This is a genomic window from Turicibacter sp., assembly GCF_017941855.1.
GTDB lineage: Bacteria > Bacillota_I > Bacilli_A > MOL361 > Turicibacteraceae > Turicibacter > Turicibacter sanguinis.
In genome coordinates this window covers 47,766-68,510 of sequence record NZ_JAGAVR010000110.1, presented here as the reverse complement: position 1 = coordinate 68,510, position 20,745 = coordinate 47,766, and the positions used below count along the sequence as shown (strand labels likewise).

The window sequence follows — 20,745 nt, the reverse complement described above, 5'->3', positions numbered from 1 at the left end:
TCGTCGAATTTCAACTAACGTCGGATAAATGGCGTCCACCATTTCTTTCACCTTTTGCTTCACATTTAAGCGCCTCCCCTAGTTTGAATACAGTACATCTCATTATATGTAAGTAGGGGCTTATCTTATGAATATAAAAAAGCCCATCCTATAGGATGAGCTTTAGTTTAAATTAATTTTAATGCTTCTTCTTCACAGACTGGTTTTGAAAAATAATAACCTTGAATATAATCTATCTTCAAAGACTGTAACAATTTTAAATCTTCTTCATACTCTACTCCCTCTGCTACAACTGGTAAAGATAAAGTATGTGCTATATTAACGATCAATTTGACTAATCTAATAAATTCCTCACCTTGACTCATTCCTCTAACAAAGCTTTGATCAATTTTAACCTGAGATAATGGCAAATGAACTAAATAATTTAATGAAGAATATCCTGTCCCAAAATCATCGAGTGAAATCTTTACGCCTAACGCTTTTAACGCTTTAAGTTTCTTCGTATTTTCCTTCATATTTTCCATTAAAACTGTCTCAGTAATCTCAATTCCAATGAGACTTGGTGAAACACCAACTTTTTCAATCAATGATTTAAACTTATCCACAAAATTATGATTCATAATTTGCAAAGCAGAAATATTCATCGAAACAACCAATAGTTTAGTTGAATATTCATTTACCTTTTTTGCAAAGCGACATGAGTGTTCAATGATATAATCGCCAATTTCATCAATCATACGACACTCTTCAATCATTTTAATAATATCAATAATGGATACGTGCTGATATTTTGGATTATCCCATCTAAACAACGCCTCAAATCCTTGTAGTTGTTTATCACAAGTATATTGAGGTTGATAAAATAACGTAATTTCATTATTTTTAATAGCATCTCGTAAATCCATCTCGAGTTCGAGTGCAAATAACCGCTCCTTCTCTAAATCATCAGTGTAAATGACGAATTGATTTTTACCTTTTTCTTTTGCTCGGTAGAGTGCTAAATCACCTTGAAGTAATAAGTGATCCACATCAATATCACGCCCTTTGCTATTTACAATCCCCATACTAACTGAGATGATATTTGTCTTATCTCCTTTGCTAAACTCTGTTTTCATTTCTAATAAGATTTCATTAATCTTATTCATTAAATCAGTTTCAGAATTTAGATTTTTCCACACAACGACAAACTCATCGCCTCCAATACGAGCAACAAAAGCATCTTCACAAAGTGAAATTAGTTTTTTAGAAATCAGCAACAAGGCCTCATCTCCATAATGATGTCCAAAACTATCATTTAATTTTTTAAAGTTGTCTAAATCCATAAACATAACCGTTAAATTTAATTGAGCTTTTTCTGATTCAATATATTTGTATAAACTACGTCTATTATGCAGCCCAGTTAAAAAATCAGTATAAGCTAATCGTTTAATATGCTCTTGTGTTTTAATATCTTCCGTCACCTCACGCATCAGTGCGACAATCCCAATCATTTTATTTGCAATATCAAAAACAGGTGCCTTATAAATTTCAGCAATTCGTTCCTCACCCCGTAACTCAAACTGACGGATAAATTTTTGACTACATCCTTCTTTGATGACAGTCTGATCTTCATAAGCAATGACCGCATTAAATGACTTATCTAATTCTGAAATTTTATATCCCACGATTGATTCTCGTGATTTGTTGTAATATTCCATAAACTTAGAATTTACATCAATGATTGTTCCATCTAATTCTTTTAAACATATGGCAAATGGAATATTTTCTAAAATCATTTGAAGTTTGGCATCTTTGTTTCTAAGTTCTGTGACATCTCGTGCAATCCCTATTGTTCCAATGACTTCATCCAATTCATCAACGACCGGGGCTTTGTAAATATTAAATTCACGATATCCTTTTTTCCCGGGAATCACTTCCTCAAAAACAATTTGTCGTCTTTCATTCATGACAATCAAATCATACTCTCGACATGTCTCTCCAATTTTTCCATCCCATACAAAGGAATCATCCCGCCCAAAAATAACATCATCGTCTTTACCTGAATGTTCTCTAAACTCACGATTCACTTTAATATATTGACTATCTGTATTTTTGAACCATGCCATATAAGGAGTATTATTTAATAAAGCATCAAATTGTAATTGACTATTTTTAGATTCTCTAAGCACAGATATATATATCAAATAACTTTTAACTTTCAACTTAAGTTCTTCTATATGAAGAGGTTTCACAAGATAATCATGAACTCCCATCTCAATAAATGATGCTAAATTTTTCTTTTTCTCAACAACAATTAAAACAGGTTTGTTATCATATAATGAACAATTCTTTAACTCTTTTAAGTGTGATAGGGCATGTTTATCATCCTCAATAATGATGAAATCAAATTCTTTTATTATAATCTCACGATGTGTTTCAAATTTTAAAGCATATTGTTGAAGAAATTCGTATGAAACTTTTTTTAACATTTTTTCAATGTCATGATTAGCACTAATAATTAATACCTGGATGTCTCTTTGTTTCATGATATTTCCCTCAAATCTTAAACGAATTTTGTCAATTAATATTATTATAATCAAAAAGAGGTGTAACTTATATAAAAACTCGATAATTTTATCCACAAAAAAAGCTATTATCCATTATAGATAATAGCCTATCTCTATTTTAATTGTTCAATGATTTGAGTCATCATTTGATTAATAAGTGTCAGTAAATCGTTAATCTCATTAAAAGTAATATCCTTAATATGAATTCCACAAGTTACAACAACAGTTACACCTAGCTCTTTTACTAATCGTTTCGCACATTTTAATACCACATCATCTTCTTTGTGTCCCGGAACTGTTAGTAAAGAAACCGAGGTTGTCTTTTTAGAAATATCATGTGGCATATCAACAGGAATTCCTAACGCTACAGCTCCAATATGAGGAATATCTCCACCTTCGATTGTGATATTTAAATCGTTCCCCATTTTAATGATTCGGCATTTAATGTTGTGTTCTTTAAATTTTTCACTAATAACTAACATCTTAACTCACCTCAAATTAATTTCGTTTATAGCGACAGCAAATACTTTCTAAATAATCAATTAAGATGAACAATATTAGACCAACTAAACTTAACACGACAATTCCTGAATACATGTCTATATAGTTGATACGCGACCATGAATCTTGAATAAAGTAACCTAATCCTTGCTTTGTTCCGTAGGCTTCTGCAAAAAATAATACAGAAAAAGCCGTCCCAATTGATAGACGAATATTCGTTAACACCTCTGATAAAATAGCCGGGAATGTAACATGTAAAAATAGCTGCCAACGATTCGCTCCAAGACTGATGAGTGGATTATAAAGTTCACCCTCTACATTTAAAACAGCGTCGCGTACCGATACGATGACCTGAAATACGGTAATTAACACGATAATCACGATTTTAGAGTTATCCCCAAGTCCATATAATGTCATTACCACAGGCAATAAAGCCGTTTTGGGGACAGGATAAACAAAATAGACGAGTGGGTTTAATAATTTATTACATCGCTTAGAATATCCCATCAAAAGTCCAACAAGTGAGCCAATAGTAAAAGAGATTAAGAGTCCGACAAAAATGCGATACAGACTCGCAAGGATATGAACATAAAATCCATTTTCAAAAAGGGTTGGTAAATTCAAATAAACTTTACCTGGCATCGGTAAGCTTCGAGTATCCATCAAGAACGATCCTATGATCCAAATAATATTTAACAAGATGAACCCTTTGATAAAGCTCCATAATTTTTCTAATGAAGTCAATTCGCCCACCCCTTTTTAATTAATTTTTTCATATGATCGTATAATGTTAAATATTCAGGGTGTTGTCTGAAATGATTGTTGTTGAAAAGTGGATTTTCAATTATTTCTGTAATTTGTCCTGGAGTATTCGACATGATGATAATTTTTTTTCCCATATATAATGCTTCATCGATACTATGTGTGACGAAGAAGGTGTTAATCTGATTTTCTTGCCAAATTTTTAAGAATAGTTCCTGTGCATCTTCTTTGATAATGGCATCTAGTGCTGAAAAAGCTTCATCCATTAAGAGTAAGTCAGGCTGCATTAGGAAACTGCGTACCATTGAGACACGTTGCTTTTGTCCCCCCGAGAGTTCACTTGGATATCTTTTGTTAAGAGCATCAATATTTAATGTCTTCATCATCTCATTCATTTTATTCAATGTTTCATTTGTTACTTTTTCGCGTTTAATTTTAAAAGATAATAAACAATTTTCTTCGACTGTTTTCCACGGTAAAAGCCCAAAATTTTGAGGAATAAATCCTATCTTATGAAGATGAGGGTTAAGCTCCTCCCCGTTTAGAAGAACTTGACCCTCATACTCTTTGATTATTCCAGATAAGACATTTAGAAGTGTTGACTTCCCACACCCAGATGGTCCAATAATGGCACAGATATCATGACTATCTGCTGTGAAATTAATATTTTCTAATGCCTTAACCTCTTTATTTTTGCTTTTATAGGAAACAGATAAGTGATTTACCTGTATCATAAAAGCCTCCTTATTGCATCGCGATGTTGTTGATTACATCAGCTGCTTTAATGTCTTTAGTTAATAAACCCTTATCTTTTGACCAGTCTAATACTTTTTGGACATTTTCTTCAGCTGGTAAGTAGTTGTGTAAGTACTCAGGTAAAATGATATTTCCACGCATTTCATCTGAATAATTTGCTGCATTGATGATTACATCTTCAAATTCAGCGATATCTGTGTTGTTAATATAATCGATTGCTTTATTATACGCCTTGTAGAATCCTTGAACAGCTTCTTTATTTTCATCAATTACTTCTTGTAAGAAAGCTGTCACTGAAATCATGATATCTTCATTGTAGATTTTATCTACTTCTTTTGCTCCATTTGCAATAGCCGTATCATTAAATGGTGTTGGTAAAATAGCTGCATCCACTTGGTTGTTTTGTAATGCTTCTAAACGAGCTGGCATAGCAGGAATTGCAATTTTTTCAATATCAGCTACTGTCATTCCGTTACTAATCGCTAAATAATCTGATAAATAATCAATCATTGTATTTTCTGAAATCGCCATCGATTTTCCTTTTAAATCAGCTAGCGTAGAAATTCCTGATTCAGGTGTTGCTACTAATGTCCAAGAACCATTTGTCGTCCCTGTGATTTGCATGTTAATATCAGAATTTTGATAAATTGAAATCGCAACTTCATCGCATAAAACTCCGTCTAATTCCCCTGCTTGTAAAGCCGCATCGCGATCTTTTGCTGCTGCGAATACTTGTAAATCAAGATCAATCCCCTCTTCAGTGAAATAACCTTGATCTTGTGCGATGATTAATGGAACAACATCAATCGAACTCATGACTCCAAAGCTTAATTTAGTTAATTCTGTTGTCTCAGTCGTTTCTGATCCTTCAGGAGTTGGTGTTACTTGCTCCTCTTTTTGATCACCACATGCAGCTAACATTGTTGTGGCCATCAAAGCTACTGCCATTAGTGAAAATTTCTTAATCTTCATAGTTTGTATCCTCCCATTTTTTAAATAAATTATGATTTATATTAAGATAGCTTAATACCTTTCCTACAACGAAATTAACTAAGTCTTCTAAAGTTTGTGGATGGTGGTAAAATCCAGGCATCGCCGGAATAATAGTAGCACCTACTTTTGAAAGATGACACATATTTTCAAGATGAATCGTATTGAACGGAGTCTCTCTCGGTACAATAATTAATTTACGTCCTTCTTTTAGTGCAACATCTGCTGCACGACATAGTAAATTTCTAGATAATCCATGGCTAATTTCTGCTAAAGTCCCCATTGAACAAGGCATCACAATAACAGCATCAAATCCATGTGAACCACTTGCCACTCCAGCAAATAAATTCTGATTATCTTCTAACTTAACAGTTGGTTGATTTAGTTCTCGGATCCATTGCTTTAAATCTAAAGAGAGCTCATATTTAAAGACTTGCTTTCCTTTATCCGTCGCAATAACATGAACCAAGTAACCCTTTGATGCAAGTTCTTCAATCAATCGTTTGGCATAAATACTACCACTTGCTCCTGTGATTCCAACAACAATTTTTTTCATGATTAATCTCCTAAATTAAACAATCAAGTAATCCTGTCACTAAAAAGACAATACTGATAACTTGATTAATACTATAAGAAGCGATTTTAACATTTGTTAAATTATCTGGCTTCACTAACCTGTGTTGAATTACAAATAATACCATATTTATTAATAAACCGCCATAATAAATTATACCCAATTGCGGAGCTAATAAGCCAACCATAAGTAAGAAAATGACAGCTAAAACATGAAATACCGATGAAATATGTAAGGCATTTTTCACTCCAAAGCGAGCCGGAATGGAATGAATTCCATTTTTCGTATCAAAATCATAATCTTGAGCACCGTAAATGATATCAAACCCTGCTACCCATAATGTATTAGCAGCTCCCATCGCAAGTGGAATTAATGAAATTTTTCCTGTTACGGCAAGCCATGCTCCAACTGGTGCTGCTGCCGAAGTAATTCCAAGGACTAAGTGACACATCCAAGTAAAACGTTTCGTGTATGAATAAATCGTCATTAAGAATAACGCGATTGGGGATAAGATAAAACAAATGGTATTTAACTGCCATGCTGCAAAGACCATAATAGCAAAACAGATCACAACAAAAATTAAAATTTCTTTTTTATTCATTAATCCCTGTGGTAATTGACGTGTTGCTGTTCGTGGATTTTTGGCATCAATTTCAGCATCAATGACACGATTTAAGGCATTCGCTCCTGTTCGGGCTGACATAAATGCAACTAAAATCCAAAAGATAACTCTAAAATTTAACTTTCCATTTCCTGCAAGTAACATTGAAATTAAAGCAAATGACAATGAGAAAATGGTATGTGAGAACATGACTAGTACTCCGTAGTCATTAATTTTTTTTCCTATTTTCTTAATCAATTCCATACTCACTCCATCTACGTGTGACTTTTTCTTTTACATCATCTGACATGACAATATCATCTGGCCAAACGCGTTGATGACCATCCATTGCTAACTTTTTCGTTGCATCGATTCCTAAACGATGCCCAAACTGTTCAGATGGAACCTCACGAATGACTAAATCACGCATAGCATCAATATTATTAAAGACTTTCCATGCAACTTTTGATGTATCTGTTGAATCAACATCCTCGTCAACAACAATTAAGAATTTATTATATTTCATAGCATCTTGTGACCATAATTCTTCCATTAACTGACGCACATCATCCTTGCTTTCTTTTTTGATTGAAACAACTAGGCATCCTTGTAAAACGTCTGACATTGGATAATCAAAATTTAATATTTTTTCATGAGTTGATAAGTATGCCGTCATATCGTCTTGGATTTTAATGTCCCATTTCGATTCAGTTCCTTCAACGTCAAATTTACGAGTCGCATCGACTCCTAATCTATAACCATAATGATCAGTTGATGAGGCATGATCTAGGGCATCAAGCGGACCTTGCGAGAAGACTAAATCTTTTGTCATGTCCAAACTTTCAAAGACTTGTTTAGCAACAGCTTTAGTATCATGTGGATTAATGTCAGCATCAACGACGATAATCATTTTAGCGTACATCATTTGCCCCATTCCCCATAAAGAGTTCATCACTTTTTTACCATGACCTGGGAATCGTTTTTTGATTGAAACGATGACACAGTTATGGAATACCCCTTCAAATGGTAATGAGTAATCCACAATTTCTGGATAAATCATTTTTAATAACGGTAAAAATGCACGTTCTGTTGCTTTACTCATATAGCAATCTTCCATTGGTGGACGTCCAACAATCGTCGCTGGATAAACTGGATTTTTCTTATGAGTTATGCATGTCACGTGGAAGGCTGGATACATATCTGCTAATGAATAGTACCCCGTATGATCCCCAAATGGACCTTCTAAACGTAACGCTTCATTTACATCCACATATCCCTCTAATATAAATTCGGCATCTGCTGGTACGTAAATATCGTTTGTAATCGATTTAACCATCTTAACTGGACGCTTACGTAAATATCCTGCAAACATCATTTCATCAATCATTTTTGGTAATGGTGAAATGGCTGAGAAAATTAAGGCTGGATCACATCCAATCGCGACTGAAACTGGCATCTTACCACCTAATTTACGATACTTATCATAAATTTCTCGACCATCTTTATGCCAATGCCAGTGCATTCCTGTCGTGTTCTTATCAAAGATCTGCATGCGGTACATCCCCGTGTTTTGAACACCTGTATCTGGGTCTTTTGTCATAACTAAAGGTAACGTAAAGAATTTTCCTCCATCATCTGGCCAACACTTTAAAACTGGAAGTGTGGATAAGTCAGGATCATGCTCAATTACTTCCTGACACGCTCCTTTAATAGGTAATTTCCAAGGTAAAACAGCTAACAAACGCATTAAGTTTGGCACTGATTTAATCAGACTTGGAATTTTCATATAATTTTGCATATTAATTAAATCTGCAATATCTCGCTCAACATCTTCTAATTTTTCAACGCCAAGTGCCCAGCTCATTCGCTCTTCACTTCCCATTGAATTAATTAAGACAGGATAATCAGATCCTTTAACATTTTCAAATAATAAAGCCTTACCGTAATTTTTAGACACTCGATCCGTAATTTCTGTAATTTCTAAATCGGCATCGACTTCGGCTTTAACGCGGACTAATTCCCCTCTATCTTCTAAAAATCGCATAAAATGCTGAATATCTTTAAAAGCCATCCGTATATCCCTCCTCAAATATGTGATATCTTCTTCTAGCTTTGAGCTTATCGATACTTTTTCACTATATTATCGTCAAAATTCTTCAAAAATTTTGAACCATTCTCTATTATAAATTGTTTCATATGAGGATGGCTATATAAAAATGATATCTTGTTAAGATTTTAACAAAAAAACATAAAATATTTCTTATATTTATATTTAAAAGGGACATCTCAAATGAAATGTCCCTCTCTTATTATTTTGTATATACCAGGATAGCATCGCATAAAAATTGTGCAGCTCCTGGTTTTATTTTTTCATCATAGTAAGCTGTAAATCGTGGGTCCGCTACATACATTTGGGCCAAGCCTGCGTGGGCTTCTTTACTATATGATGGCCATGTATACCCTAACCATTCATGATGTTTTTTAGCTAAAACTTGAGCGAGTTCACTTTCTGGATTATTAGTCTCCATCGCCTCTTCAAGTAATGCTAAAATTTCATATGATAATTGGTTCATTGCTTCATATTGTTCTTTTGATAAGTTTTTGAATTGTTTATTAGAATGATTAATGACATCTTCTCCGTATTTTTCACGAAGTTCCTGTCCATATCTTTGTTCGTTTTCTTCAATTAATTGTTTTTTTAATCCTTCAAATTTTTGTTTATCTGTCATTTTTATCTCTCCTTTACGAGATTGAATCGTTAATTGTACGGTTTCAATCATAGTATCAATCTGTTTTCTTTTTTCAAGGAGTTTTTGATAATGGTCTTGTAAAGCTTGCATATCATCAAACTGTGGATTGTTGATTATCTGTTTAATCTCATCAAGTCCAACGCCTAATTCTTTATAAAATAAAATCTGTTGAAGTTGATCAACTTCTTTTTGTGAGTAGATACGATATCCTGACGAACTCATTCGAGCCGGCTTTAACAAATCAATTTCATCATAATAACGTAACGTTCTCGTACTAATCCCTGCAAGATGTGCTAACTTTAAAATAGTATATTCCATCTTCAAATTCCTCCTTTCATCTTTATCATACAGGTTAACGTTGCGTAAAGGTCAACTACTTTTTTGACTATTGTAAATAAAATCTTGTAAATTGTTTAGGGCTAGTTTTTCTCATCTGAACTATATTTCTCACTATAATCTATTTTAATGAATTAAAGTTTTAATTTCGTGAATCATCTTTTGTTTTATCTATCATTACTTTTGAAAATTTCACAAACTATTTCCTTTATTAAAAAGAGGTGTCCACTCTGACATGGAAACCTCACTTCAAACATAGAAATACTGAAAAAATAAGTTTACGATAGACATAGACTATCCAATGATCAAACTTTTATACAGAAGATTTTTAAAATTTCATAGAGCCTCGACGATAGGAATTTAAAAGTAATTTCAAATCATCAATCTGATCCATTAATTCAAGGCCAACATCAGTGTCCCTTACCCGCTTTCTTACTAATATTTTTTCGACAACGACTCTTGTGGATAAAATATCTAATTCAAGAGCGATGGCTTTTTCCGTTGATTCGAAAGGTTCGTGAGCGACAATTTGTAGCCCGTATGAATTATAAATCAGCGTATAGCCTGCAATCCCCGTTTTCCGTTGATACGTCCTCGAAAATCCACCATCAATGACAAGCAATTTTCCATTTGCTTTAATCGGACTTTCACCATCCTTTTTTTTAACGGGAACATGTCCATTAACAATACGAGACTCGCATTGATCAAGTCCAAATTCTTCAAAAATCAAGTTACACATTTCTTCATCATCACGAAACTTATAATAGGCATTCTTTTTCTCAACCATGAGCTTTTTATCTTCTAAAAAATAGCGTTCAAACATTGTCATTGATTCTTTTCCAAATAAAGAGGATTTTGCCCCACACCATAAATACCACATGATATCCATCCCATACTGCTTATCTTCAAGATTATTTTGATTAAAATAACCCTCTCTTGCCATAACTTCAAATTGATCTAGTAGTTTTTTTCCTTTATACCGTTTATTTTGAATCGTCATTTCTTGAAATGTTTTATCCTCATTCATGGGAATGCATCCATGAAATAAGAGATTCGAATTATATTTTAAATACATGCTGCCACACTTAAACAAAAAACGCACATGTTTTTGTAATTTGTCACTGTTAATAAAAGAAATCGTTAGGCGTTCAATAACATTTCTCTCTTCATCTGTTAGCTCATATGGCTGATGTGGATTAATCGTTGGAAAATGGGTATCAGTCAGTGGATAAGTTTGTCCGTTTAAATCAATTGTTCCTGCTTCATAATTGATTTTATGTAATAAAAGTCGATGTGTCATTTCAAATTCTGGATGTTTCGTGATGATATCATACTCTAATTTTAATTGAATAATCGTAATTGCTTTATGCATTTTGGAAATTAGTTCAAATTCTCCCATCGCATAATCTTCCTTACGATTATCTAAAATTTGAAAGGCATGACATGGATCATCTTGATAGGCATGCATAGCAAAAGTTGCAAGTGGCAATAAGTTGATACCGTAGGCATCTTCTATAACATCTAAATTATTATAACGTGCTGAAACTCTTAAAACGTTGGCGATACAAGCCTGATGACCAGATGCAGCGCCCATCCACACAATATCGTGATTTCCCCATTGGATATCGACGCTATGATAGTTCAAAAGAGTATCCATAATAATATCGGGCCTTGGTCCACGATCGTAAATATCTCCGATAATGTGTAGGCGATCAATAACAAGACGTTGAATAAGATTAGATAAGGCAATAATAAACTCCCGTGCCTTTCCGACTTCAATAATCGTATTAATGATTCCATCATAGTAATCATGCTTATCAATGCCATTTTCTTGCTCATGTAACAATTCTTCAATGATATATCGAAAATCCTCTGGTAAAGCTTTTCTAACTTTAGACCGCGTGTACTTACTTGAAGCATTTCGACAAAGTTCAATGAGTCGATATAAATTAACTCGGTACCAGTCATCCATCTTGTCAAATTGCTTTTCAACCATCTCAATTTTTTGTTCTGGATAATAGACCAACGTAGCTAGTGACTTTTTCTCGCTATCTAGCAAGGTATTTCGAAAAACTTCTTCAATCTTAACCTTTACAACTCCTGAACCATTTTTTAAAACATGTATAAAAGGTTCATACTCCCCATGAATATCTGTCAAAAAATGTTCTGTTCCTTTCGGTAAGTTCAATATTGCTTCTAAATTAATAATTTCTGTAGCAGCACTATCAATACTTGGAAAACTTTTACCAAGTAATTTCAAATGTTTTTCTCGTGTACTTTTCTGATCATCCCTCATTGTTTTCCCCTACTTTTCAGACTTATCCCCAATTATGCTGATTTTACATTATTCTCAATTTTTTTAAGTGTTAATTCAAGTATCATTTCATTTATATTATAAAAGTTTCCTAATTCATCACGATAAAACCAAGGTGCTTTTAAAGTTTCAATATGGGAAATTGAATCATAGACGGTAATCCAATGCATATATTCATCTTTGCATTGTTCTTCAATTAATTGTTGTAATTTTTGTTGTGACCAATAATGATTGACTACAATATTGTTTGCCCCCGTTTTATCCGCATAGTCCATTAATTCCTGAATAGCTAAATCTAATTTATTTTGTTTGATTAGATTTTTGATTACAATCACTTCACATTTCATATTTTATTCATCCCCTTCATTTTATAAGATTAATAATTAAATTAACCTTTTTCCTTCCCCCTAATCCGTTTTTTCACAAATTGTCTTTCTTATCAAAAAGAGACTTCCGATTCATTCGGAAGCCTCTTTTCAATTAGGGTAAAAAACATTTTAACAAGAATAAACGGATTGTTATCGCTTGGCAATTTAACGTTATAATCTTTTCTTGTACAATTTGGATTCTATCACAGTTCCTTACCAAAAGAAAGCGTTATTACTATTTTCACAAATTAAAATAATTTGCTAAATTTTACCTTACAACTTTACTTCTATTGATTCTAAAAAAAATGACGACTTGTTCATGCTGTATTGTTTTTTATGCTTTCACACATCAATGATAAAGCAGTCTCATTATCAGATACATTTTTAATTTTATGATTTTATTTAATAGTACGGTAACAAAAATCCAGATTATATCCTATCAAAAGAACGAAATGAAAAAATATTCGAAAAATAAGATAAAAATGAGTAAAAGAGAAGATATTCATTTTTATAAGTATAAAAAAAACACCACACAAATGGTGGTGTTTTAGTATCAAAACTATTTAGAATTGATTCCGTATTTTTTGTTGAAGCGTTCGATACGTCCGTCAGCTTGAGCGAATTTTTGACGTCCTGTATAGAATGGGTGACAGTTTGAGCAAGTGTCAACACGGATTTCTTTCTTAACAGATCCGCTTTCGAATTCGTTTCCACATGTAGTACATACTACGTTAATACGGTTGTATTCTGGATGGATTCCTTGTTTCATTTCTTTCACTCCTTCGGCCCTGATTAATTTTTAAATCAGAGAAAGTCTATATAACAATAGAATTATACTAGATTTATAGTTATGGTGCAATATAAATTTTACGAATCCGGCAATAAAAATATTCCCAATTTTCTAATTTTTTCACCTATATCCTATAAAGCTTTTCAATTATGTTCTATTGATTTTTTTATTACTCATTTACATCTTCACGCCATACTTTGGCACCGATGTTATTTAATTTTTGTTCAATGTTCGAGTATCCTCGATCAATATGATATGTGTTTGAGATTTCAGTTACACCTTGTGCAACTAATCCAGCGATAACAAGTGATGCTCCTGCTCTTAAGTCCGTTGCTTTAACGCGTGCTGCATATAATTTGCTAGGACCTTGAACGATAGCTGAATTGCCTTGTACCTTGATATTAGCTCCCATTTTATTTAACTCAAAGCAGTTTTTAAAACGGTCAGAGTAGATTGTATCTGTCACCATTCCAACTCCTGTTGATTGAGTTAATAAAGTCACTAATGGTTGTTGTAAATCTGTTGCTAGTCCTGGATATGTGCTGGTTTTAAAATCTACAGCTTTCATTGATTTTAATCCACGTACAATCACATGATCGGTGAAAACATCGATATCAACACCCATTTCACGTAATTTAGCAATTAATGCTTCTAAGTGATGAGGAATGATATTATCAATTTTCACTTCTTCTCCCGCTACAGCTGCTAATGTAATATAAGTTCCCGCTTCAATACGGTCTGGAATAATTGCATGACGAGTTCCATGAAGTTTTTCAACCCCTTGAATACGGATTTCTCCTGTTCCTGCTCCTTTGATTTTTGCTCCCATACTATTTAATAAGTTTGCAATATCAACAATTTCAGGTTCTTTTGCTGCATTTTCAATCACGGTTGTTCCCTCAGCTTTTACAGCTGCTAACATAATGTTAATTGTCGCCCCTACTGATGGGAAATCTAGATAGATTTTTGCCCCACGTAAAACATCCGCTTTTAATTTGATAGCCCCTGCTTCTTGAGTAATGGTTGCCCCTAACGCTTCAAATCCTTTTAAATGTAAATCAATCGGACGAGGTCCAAGATAACAACCTCCTGGCATTCCAATTACCGCTTCTTTAAATTTTCCAAGCAAAGCTCCCATGAAATAATATGAAGCTCGTAATTTATTGACTGCACCCTCAATTAACGGTGTATTTATTAAGTTTGTAGGATCTATAATTAATTCATCATTTTCTAACTTATATGTACCATTTAATTGTTCAATCATCATTCCTAGATGATCGACGTCAACAATTTGTGGAACGCCTTCTAATATAACTGAAGAATCCGCTAAAATGGCCGCAGGAATTAAAGCAACTGTACTATTTTTAGCACTGTCAATTCGGACTGTTCCTCTTAAAGGACGTCCTCCTTCTATTTTAATCACTTCCATTGACGCTCTTCCTTTCTGTTCTACACGAATACCTATTGTATTATATCAAACTTTGGCCTAAGTTGTTAAAGATATTTTACCTTTTATAGTGCTTCTCTATTATTTTTTTCAAAATTTAATGATAATTGTAATCAATTACAAAATTAGACATTTTTCCACCCTAAAATAAAAGAAATTTTGTACCAAAAATATAATTTTGTGGTTATTTTGGAATATTATTTCTTATTAAATCTCTACTATCAATGAAAGACACTCTAACAAAATTTATAAGCTCGTCGTTTCCCTTTTATTATATTCTATATTACTGTAAAATATTAGGTAATAAGGAGGGATTTTATAGATGAAAAAACTTGAAGTCTCAAGTATTATTCCAAAAATTGAACAAATGTGTATTGAAGCTAATTATTATGCCAGTCACTCATTATTTAACACATTAAGAATGGCAAAAGATGTCGAAACCTCTACTCTAGGAAAAACCATCCTTTCTCAAATTATAGAAAATGATGAAATTGCATCAAAAGATCACGTTCCAATGTGCCAGGATACAGGAATTGTCGTTGTATTTGTAGAAATTGGCCACGAGCTTCAACTCATTGGAAATCTTGAAGCTGCGATACATGAAGGAATTCGTCGTGGATACGAAAAAGGATATTTAAGAAAATCGGTCGTCGCTCACCCGCTTCACCGTATTAATACAAAGGATAATACTCCCGCTATTATCCACTATAATTTTACAGAAGGGGATCAATTAAAAATTACCATTGCTCCTAAAGGTGCCGGAAGTGAAAACGTCAGCGCAATTTCAATGTTAAAACCATCAGATGGATATGAAGGAGTTAAACGGTTCGTTATTGATACTGTCTTAAAAGCAGGTGGAAATCCATGTCCTCCGATTATTGTTGGGATTGGAATCGGTGGTAACTTTGAAAAATGTGCCCTTCTTTCAAAACAAGCTTTAATGCGTGAAATAAAAGACCAGTCGCAAGATGAGATTGCCGCTAAATTAGAAACTGAACTATTAAAAGAAATTAACGAATTAAATATTGGTCCAATGGGATTTGGAGGGGTTACAACAGCGTTAGCCGTTAAAGTTAACACCTATCCATGTCACATCGCATCGCTTCCCGTGGCCGTAAACATCCAATGTCACGCTTCTAGACATTTAACAGAAATTTTTTAGGGGGCCGTCATGATAAATTTACAAACACCTTTAACAAAGGATATCGTTAAAACATTAAAAGCTGGAGATATGGTTAAAATAACAGGTGTTATTTATACGGCACGTGATGCCGCTCATAAACGTTTAATTGAATTAATCGAACATAATGAACCTCTTCCTTTTGATTTAAAAGATAATATCATCTATTATGTTGGTCCAACACCTGAAAAACCTGGAGCCGTTATTGGTTCTGCAGGTCCAACAACCAGTTATCGAATGGATGCCTACTCTCCAACTTTACTAGAACTTGGGTTAAGTGGAATGATTGGAAAAGGGCCAAGAAATGAACTAGTTATTGAATCAATGAAACAAAATACTGGTATTTATTTTGCTGCAGTAGGTGGAGCCGCTGCATTACTTGCAAAACAAATTAAAGAATGCGAAGTCATTGCATTTGATGATTTAGGTACAGAGGCCATTAGACGCCTATATGTAGAAGATTTCCCTGTTATCGTAGCAACGGATTGTTACGGTAATAGTCTATATTCAACTCAAAACTAAAAAACATTACTATTTGGAGGAAACATCATGAATGTATTTGAAAAATCGTTAGCACTACACGAATCAGCTCGTGGAAAAATAGAAATTAATTCAAAAGTTAAGGTAGAAACAAAAGAAGATTTAAGTTTAGCATACTCGCCAGGTGTGGCCGAACCTTGTCGTGAAATCGCTAAAAATGAAGATGAAATTTATAAATACACAAGTAAAGGGAATATGGTTGCCGTTATTACCGATGGTTCAGCCGTTTTAGGGCTTGGAAATATCGGTCCTAAAGCAGCTCTACCTGTTATGGAGGGAAAATCAATTTTATTAAAACAATTTGCAAATGTTGATTCTTTCCCATTATGCCTCGATACTCAAGATGTAGAACTTATCATTCAAACTTGTAAACTACTTGCCCCATCTTTAGGTGGAATCAACCTTGAAGATATTTCAGCACCTCGTTGCGTTGAAATCGAACGCCGTTTAATCGAAGAAATGGATATTCCAGTTTTTCATGATGACCAACACGGAACAGCCATTGTTGTGAGTGCCGCATTGATTAATGCGTGCAAATTAACAAATAAAGAACTATCATCTTTAAAAGTTATCGTCAGTGGAACAGGAGCAGCGGGAAGCTCTATTATTAAAATGTTACATGCTTTAGGCGTTAAAAATATTATTGGATATAATATCGATGGAATTGTCCACAAAAGTAAAGCAGACCGTTATGACTTCTTAACAAAGGAATTACTTGAAATTACAAATCCTGAAGATTTCATCGGGGATGATACATTAGCAAGTGCCTTAGTTGGAGCCGATGTATTTATCGGTGTCTCTGTTGCTAACATTGTAACAAAAGAAATGATTGCTAAAATGAACAAAGATCCTTTTATCTTTGCAATGGCCAATCCAAATCCTGAAATCATGCCAGATTTAGCAAAAGAAGGTGGCGCACTAGTCGTTGGTACCGGACGCTCAGACTTCCCGAACCAAATTAATAACGTCTTAGCCTTCCCAGGCATTTTCCGTGGAGCACTTGACGCTCGTGCTAAAAAAATCAATGAAGAAATGAAAATGGCAGCTGCAATCGCCATCGCCTCTTGTGTAAGTGACGATGAATTAGCACCTGATTTCATTATTCCGTCGCCATTCAATCCTGATGTTGCTAAAAAAGTCGCAGAGGCTGTTAAAGAAACAGCTAAAAAAACAAATGTAGCTCGTATTTAAATTTATAAATCTGTCTACTATGAATTAAAACTGATTCTTAAAATGTAGGTTCGCTAGCATTTTACGTAAAAAATAATCCTGAACTACTAGGCAAAAAAATAGATATAATTTTCTGAAAAAATCACTCATCACGTATTATTATATATATTAGTTTTAGAAATCTATAAATGACTCAATATTGCGTATCAAAAAAACAGAACCCCCTCATGCATGTTTAGCATGAGGGGGTTCATATTCTATAGTATAAACTAGTGGGAGGTGATGATTTGAACCGCTTTGAATTTTATTCTTATTATAAGGAAGAACATTTACAACATTATTATGATTATGCCCTTAAAAATCCACAGCTTCAAACATCTGATGTGATCTGGCAAGTCAACGCTGGACTTTATCGACCCTTTTATGAAGGGATTGAAGAAATTAAAGATACAAGTGTATTTCCGCTACTCGTTAATAAGTATAAAAAATTGCCATCTCACTTTATCCCTTCCACTCTCACTTATTTTCCTAACTCGACATATCAGGCCTGTCAAAATACAGTAGAAGCTTTTTTACAACTACAAGAAGATGCTCGTGTAGCAGGTTGTCATTTATCCGTTGTATCCGCCTATCGAACATTTGATTATCAAGAAAATCTTTATCACGACTACTTAAAAAAAGATTCCATGCAAGCTGTGGATACTTATAGTGCAAGAGCAGGACACAGTGAACATCAAACAGGCTACGCTATTGATATTTGTGAAACAGACCATGAATCAGATAAATTTGAAGGGACAAAGGAATCAAACTGGATTAATAATCATGCACATGAGTATGGATTTATTATTCGTTACCAAAAAGGACTGAGTCATTTAACCGGATATAGGTATGAACCCTGGCATATCACCTTTGTAGGAAAAAGAGTGGCAAGACTGATGCATTATTATCAGATTGGTACGCTTGAAGAGTTTATGACAAAATTTATCGAACCATACAACCAATAAACAAGAAAAAACTCGTCTAATCGACGAGTTTTCTTTATTTTAGATGTAAATCTTTATATACTTCTCCATCAAATGTTTTGACTTTAAAATGATCCCCAACTAAAGTTGCGTAAGTGTTGGGATGATTTTCTTTTGGAAGGGTAGCTGAACCAGGATTTAAGATATAAATTCCTTCTAGTTGTTTTAAAACAGGAACGTGAATGTGTCCAAAAATGAAAACATCACCTTGTGCAAGTGAAATCGGAAGTTTATTCTCATCATAAATATGTCCATGGCTCGCCATTATCTTGCGATGTTTAAATGGTATGATATTATAGTCTGCCATGATTGGAAACTCTAAAACCATTTGATCGACTTCGCTATCGCAGTTTCCACGTACGGCAATAATTTTATCTTTAACGCTATTTAATAATTTAATGACAACCTGTGGATTATAATCTTGAGGCAACGGATTACGTGGCCCATGATATAAAATATCTCCAAGTAATACTAAGTAATCAGCTTCTTCTGATTCAAAGCGTTCAAGAATTTTTTTAGCCCAATACGCCGAACCGTGAATGTCGGATGCAAACATTAATTTCATCTCTTTCACTCCTTTTTCATATCTATCCTTATTATAAAACAGATTACTAAAAAAACACTATGATTTAATAAAGATTCGTGTTCGACCTGAATTCAGCGATGGATATTTTGACTGAATTTTAGGATGTTTAAATTCATGTAAAACTAACTCTTTTAAAGAAGTACCTTGATTAAATCCATGAATAACAATCACTTCCTCGATCCCTGGCTCTAATTTATTGAACGTCTGAAGTAAAAAACTTTTGGCCTGCATCACAGTCATCGAATGAATATCGACTGTCTTAACTCTCACCTGACTCCACCTCCACTTCAACCGATCATTCATATTTTTCACACTTATCCACAATATCTTTAAAAGCTTCATCATCAGTTCCATCAGTTGATGTAATGTTAAAATCTAACGCCCCTTCTTCTGAAACAACGTTCACTTTTAAAATTCCACTTTTTACTTCTATTCCTAACTTAACATATTTTCGACTAAATAACATGTTAGATATCTAATTTTTTTTGCGTTTATTTTTATACGCTACAATAACATCAGTTGTTTTAACTTTCTTTTCTAATACGTCATCAAATTGTTCTTTAATCATTTCCGTGTAAATGAGATCGAGCATAAACATTTGAGCTAGTTTTGAAGTAACTGAGCCTGTTTCAAATGTTGTTTCATTTGACTGATATGTTAAAAAAACATCGGCTAATTGAAGCAATGGACTGTTGTAATTTTCAGTTAAAGCGATAATTTTTGCTCCTTGCTGTTTTGCCAGATGAACGGTTTCAATCACTTCATCTGTATTTCCTGAATGAGAGATTGCTAAAATAATATCATCTTGATGCATAATAGAGGCTAACATTAACATCGTATGACTATCTATGATGGGAAAACTATTAGCTCCAATTCTCATTAATTTATAATTAAAATCTGTCGCAACAATCCCTGAGTATCCTATTCCAATGATATAAATTTTTCGTGCTTTTGTTAACATTTGCACACACTGTACAATCATATGTGGATTAATTTTTTCAAGTGTTTGATGTAATACCTCTGATGTGGCCTGAAACAATTTCATAGCTGTTTCTGTTACTTCTTCATTACAACTTATATTAGGATTCATAATCACTTTTTCTTCTTGAAGCGTTAATTCTTTCGTTAAATTAATTTTAAATTCTTGGAAACCACTATATCCTAATTTTTTTGTAAATCGAGTAACCGTCGCTTCTCCAATACCTGATTCTTTAGCTATTTCAGATATTGGCTTATAAACCACCGTATTCAGTGTGTTTTTTATGTATTCGATTAAAATTTTATCCGATTTTGTTACTTTGAACGTTGGATTACTAAGTTCCTCTAATATCCCCATTATTGATCACCCATTTGAAAAATTTCACTAAAATTATAACATCCCTTCTCACCTATTTATAGATGAAAAGGGATACTGAATCAGTTACTATTTGCAACTGATTCAGTATCCCTTTGATTATTCTTTTTTGTTTCCCCCCAAAAAAGAATGATTATATTTGATACTCCCTAAAATCG

The 20,745-nt window shown here is 33.5% G+C and carries 21 protein-coding genes; 4 read left to right on the top strand and 17 right to left on the bottom strand.

What is annotated here, in order from left to right:
* Window positions 1-167: 167 nt before the first annotated feature.
* The 13 genes from J6D32_RS12165 to murA all read right to left on the bottom strand — a co-directional run bounded on the left by J6D32_RS12165 (window position 168) and on the right by murA (window position 14,717).
* Window positions 168-2,525, bottom strand: coding sequence for an EAL domain-containing protein (locus tag J6D32_RS12165; RefSeq protein WP_055165263.1), 2,358 nt, complete (start codon window positions 2,523-2,525; stop codon window positions 168-170).
* A gap of 134 nt (window positions 2,526-2,659) precedes the next feature.
* The gene (locus J6D32_RS12160; protein ID WP_009607445.1) at window positions 2,660-3,028 is read right to left on the bottom strand and encodes a proteasome assembly chaperone 4 family protein; all 369 of its coding nucleotides are present in this window, start codon (window positions 3,026-3,028) and stop codon (window positions 2,660-2,662) included.
* Window positions 3,029-3,044: 16 nt separating this feature from the next.
* Entirely contained in the window at window positions 3,045-3,710 is a 666-nt protein-coding gene (locus tag J6D32_RS12155) for an ABC transporter permease (RefSeq protein WP_229040132.1), read from the bottom strand.
* 77 nt (window positions 3,711-3,787) lie between these two features.
* On the bottom strand, window positions 3,788-4,543 hold the full coding sequence (locus tag J6D32_RS12150) for an ABC transporter ATP-binding protein (RefSeq protein ID WP_006785067.1): 756 nt from the start codon (window positions 4,541-4,543) through the stop codon (window positions 3,788-3,790).
* Between the two features lie 10 nt (window positions 4,544-4,553).
* Complete coding sequence (locus J6D32_RS12145) at window positions 4,554-5,537, bottom strand: ABC transporter substrate-binding protein (RefSeq protein WP_006785066.1); 984 nt, start codon at window positions 5,535-5,537, stop codon at window positions 4,554-4,556.
* Window positions 5,527-6,111: a UbiX family flavin prenyltransferase gene (locus J6D32_RS12140; protein WP_006785065.1), complete on the bottom strand. Its 585-nt coding sequence runs from the start codon at window positions 6,109-6,111 to the stop codon at window positions 5,527-5,529. Before J6D32_RS12140 ends, J6D32_RS12145 begins: the two co-directional genes overlap by 11 nt.
* 10 nt (window positions 6,112-6,121) lie before the next feature.
* Entirely contained in the window at window positions 6,122-6,994 is an 873-nt protein-coding gene (locus J6D32_RS12135; RefSeq protein WP_006785064.1) for a UbiA-like polyprenyltransferase, read from the bottom strand.
* Complete coding sequence (locus tag J6D32_RS12130; protein WP_006785063.1) at window positions 6,981-8,801, bottom strand: menaquinone biosynthesis decarboxylase; 1,821 nt, start codon at window positions 8,799-8,801, stop codon at window positions 6,981-6,983. Before J6D32_RS12130 ends, J6D32_RS12135 begins: the two co-directional genes overlap by 14 nt.
* A gap of 238 nt (window positions 8,802-9,039) precedes the next feature.
* On the bottom strand, window positions 9,040-9,798 hold the full coding sequence (locus tag J6D32_RS12125; protein WP_006785062.1) for a MerR family transcriptional regulator: 759 nt from the start codon (window positions 9,796-9,798) through the stop codon (window positions 9,040-9,042).
* 346 nt (window positions 9,799-10,144) lie between these two features.
* Complete coding sequence (locus tag J6D32_RS12120) at window positions 10,145-12,112, bottom strand: fructose-bisphosphatase class III (RefSeq protein WP_006785061.1); 1,968 nt, start codon at window positions 12,110-12,112, stop codon at window positions 10,145-10,147.
* 32 nt (window positions 12,113-12,144) lie between these two features.
* Window positions 12,145-12,477 (bottom strand): hypothetical protein, encoded by a 333-nt coding sequence (locus J6D32_RS12115; protein WP_006785060.1) that lies wholly within the window; start codon window positions 12,475-12,477, stop codon window positions 12,145-12,147.
* Window positions 12,478-13,057: 580 nt separating this feature from the next.
* The gene (gene rpmE, locus J6D32_RS12110; protein WP_006785302.1) at window positions 13,058-13,267 is read right to left on the bottom strand and encodes a 50S ribosomal protein L31; all 210 of its coding nucleotides are present in this window, start codon (window positions 13,265-13,267) and stop codon (window positions 13,058-13,060) included.
* Between the two features lie 190 nt (window positions 13,268-13,457).
* On the bottom strand, window positions 13,458-14,717 hold the full coding sequence (gene murA, locus J6D32_RS12105; RefSeq protein WP_006785303.1) for a UDP-N-acetylglucosamine 1-carboxyvinyltransferase: 1,260 nt from the start codon (window positions 14,715-14,717) through the stop codon (window positions 13,458-13,460).
* A 340-nt stretch (window positions 14,718-15,057) separates the two neighbouring features.
* Here murA and J6D32_RS12100 point away from each other — a divergent pair, with 340 nt between their 5' ends.
* From J6D32_RS12100 to J6D32_RS12085, 4 genes are all read left to right on the top strand, one after another.
* Window positions 15,058-15,897, top strand: a complete 840-nt coding sequence (locus J6D32_RS12100; protein WP_006785304.1) for a fumarate hydratase — start codon at window positions 15,058-15,060, stop codon at window positions 15,895-15,897.
* 9 nt (window positions 15,898-15,906) lie between these two features.
* Window positions 15,907-16,437, top strand: coding sequence for a Fe-S-containing hydro-lyase (locus J6D32_RS12095; RefSeq protein WP_006785305.1), 531 nt, complete (start codon window positions 15,907-15,909; stop codon window positions 16,435-16,437).
* A 27-nt stretch (window positions 16,438-16,464) separates the two neighbouring features.
* Window positions 16,465-17,646, top strand: a complete 1,182-nt coding sequence (locus J6D32_RS12090; RefSeq protein WP_006785306.1) for an NAD(P)-dependent malic enzyme — start codon at window positions 16,465-16,467, stop codon at window positions 17,644-17,646.
* A 266-nt stretch (window positions 17,647-17,912) separates the two neighbouring features.
* A complete protein-coding gene (locus tag J6D32_RS12085) occupies window positions 17,913-18,629 on the top strand; it encodes a M15 family metallopeptidase (protein WP_006785307.1) in 717 nt (238 codons plus the stop codon).
* 34 nt (window positions 18,630-18,663) lie between these two features.
* Here J6D32_RS12085 and yfcE read toward each other — a convergent pair whose 3' ends face one another.
* Genes yfcE through J6D32_RS12065 form a run of 4 tightly spaced genes read right to left on the bottom strand, consistent with a single transcriptional unit; the run spans window position 18,664 to window position 20,569 of the window.
* Window positions 18,664-19,212, bottom strand: a complete 549-nt coding sequence (gene yfcE / locus J6D32_RS12080) for a phosphodiesterase (RefSeq protein WP_006785308.1) — start codon at window positions 19,210-19,212, stop codon at window positions 18,664-18,666.
* A gap of 57 nt (window positions 19,213-19,269) precedes the next feature.
* Window positions 19,270-19,503: a hypothetical protein gene (locus J6D32_RS12075; RefSeq protein WP_006785309.1), complete on the bottom strand. Its 234-nt coding sequence runs from the start codon at window positions 19,501-19,503 to the stop codon at window positions 19,270-19,272.
* A gap of 25 nt (window positions 19,504-19,528) precedes the next feature.
* Window positions 19,529-19,699: a hypothetical protein gene (locus J6D32_RS12070; protein ID WP_009607435.1), complete on the bottom strand. Its 171-nt coding sequence runs from the start codon at window positions 19,697-19,699 to the stop codon at window positions 19,529-19,531.
* A 9-nt stretch (window positions 19,700-19,708) separates the two neighbouring features.
* A complete protein-coding gene (locus J6D32_RS12065; protein ID WP_006785310.1) occupies window positions 19,709-20,569 on the bottom strand; it encodes a MurR/RpiR family transcriptional regulator in 861 nt (286 codons plus the stop codon).
* Window positions 20,570-20,745 lie beyond the last annotated feature (176 nt).

What these genes read in the sequence shown, in the direction of transcription:
- J6D32_RS12165 (WP_055165263.1), bottom strand. Translation starts at nt 2,525, where the DNA reads ATGAAACAAAGAGACATCCAGGTATTAATTATTAGTGCTAATCATGAC.
- J6D32_RS12160 (WP_009607445.1), bottom strand. Translation starts at nt 3,028, where the DNA reads ATGTTAGTTATTAGTGAAAAATTTAAAGAACACAACATTAAATGCCGA.
- J6D32_RS12155 (WP_229040132.1), bottom strand. Translation starts at nt 3,710, where the DNA reads ATGGATACTCGAAGCTTACCGATGCCAGGTAAAGTTTATTTGAATTTA.
- J6D32_RS12150 (WP_006785067.1), bottom strand. Translation starts at nt 4,543, where the DNA reads ATGATACAGGTAAATCACTTATCTGTTTCCTATAAAAGCAAAAATAAA.
- J6D32_RS12145 (WP_006785066.1), bottom strand. Translation starts at nt 5,537, where the DNA reads ATGAAGATTAAGAAATTTTCACTAATGGCAGTAGCTTTGATGGCCACA.
- J6D32_RS12140 (WP_006785065.1), bottom strand. Translation starts at nt 6,111, where the DNA reads ATGAAAAAAATTGTTGTTGGAATCACAGGAGCAAGTGGTAGTATTTAT.
- J6D32_RS12135 (WP_006785064.1), bottom strand. Translation starts at nt 6,994, where the DNA reads ATGGAATTGATTAAGAAAATAGGAAAAAAAATTAATGACTACGGAGTA.
- J6D32_RS12130 (WP_006785063.1), bottom strand. Translation starts at nt 8,801, where the DNA reads ATGGCTTTTAAAGATATTCAGCATTTTATGCGATTTTTAGAAGATAGA.
- J6D32_RS12125 (WP_006785062.1), bottom strand. Translation starts at nt 9,798, where the DNA reads ATGGAATATACTATTTTAAAGTTAGCACATCTTGCAGGGATTAGTACG.
- J6D32_RS12120 (WP_006785061.1), bottom strand. Translation starts at nt 12,112, where the DNA reads ATGAGGGATGATCAGAAAAGTACACGAGAAAAACATTTGAAATTACTT.
- J6D32_RS12115 (WP_006785060.1), bottom strand. Translation starts at nt 12,477, where the DNA reads ATGAAATGTGAAGTGATTGTAATCAAAAATCTAATCAAACAAAATAAA.
- rpmE (WP_006785302.1), bottom strand. Translation starts at nt 13,267, where the DNA reads ATGAAACAAGGAATCCATCCAGAATACAACCGTATTAACGTAGTATGT.
- murA (WP_006785303.1), bottom strand. Translation starts at nt 14,717, where the DNA reads ATGGAAGTGATTAAAATAGAAGGAGGACGTCCTTTAAGAGGAACAGTC.
- J6D32_RS12100 (WP_006785304.1), top strand. Translation starts at nt 15,058, where the DNA reads ATGAAAAAACTTGAAGTCTCAAGTATTATTCCAAAAATTGAACAAATG.
- J6D32_RS12095 (WP_006785305.1), top strand. Translation starts at nt 15,907, where the DNA reads ATGATAAATTTACAAACACCTTTAACAAAGGATATCGTTAAAACATTA.
- J6D32_RS12090 (WP_006785306.1), top strand. Translation starts at nt 16,465, where the DNA reads ATGAATGTATTTGAAAAATCGTTAGCACTACACGAATCAGCTCGTGGA.
- yfcE (WP_006785308.1), bottom strand. Translation starts at nt 19,212, where the DNA reads ATGAAATTAATGTTTGCATCCGACATTCACGGTTCGGCGTATTGGGCT.
- J6D32_RS12070 (WP_009607435.1), bottom strand. Translation starts at nt 19,699, where the DNA reads ATGTTATTTAGTCGAAAATATGTTAAGTTAGGAATAGAAGTAAAAAGT.
- J6D32_RS12065 (WP_006785310.1), bottom strand. Translation starts at nt 20,569, where the DNA reads ATGGGGATATTAGAGGAACTTAGTAATCCAACGTTCAAAGTAACAAAA.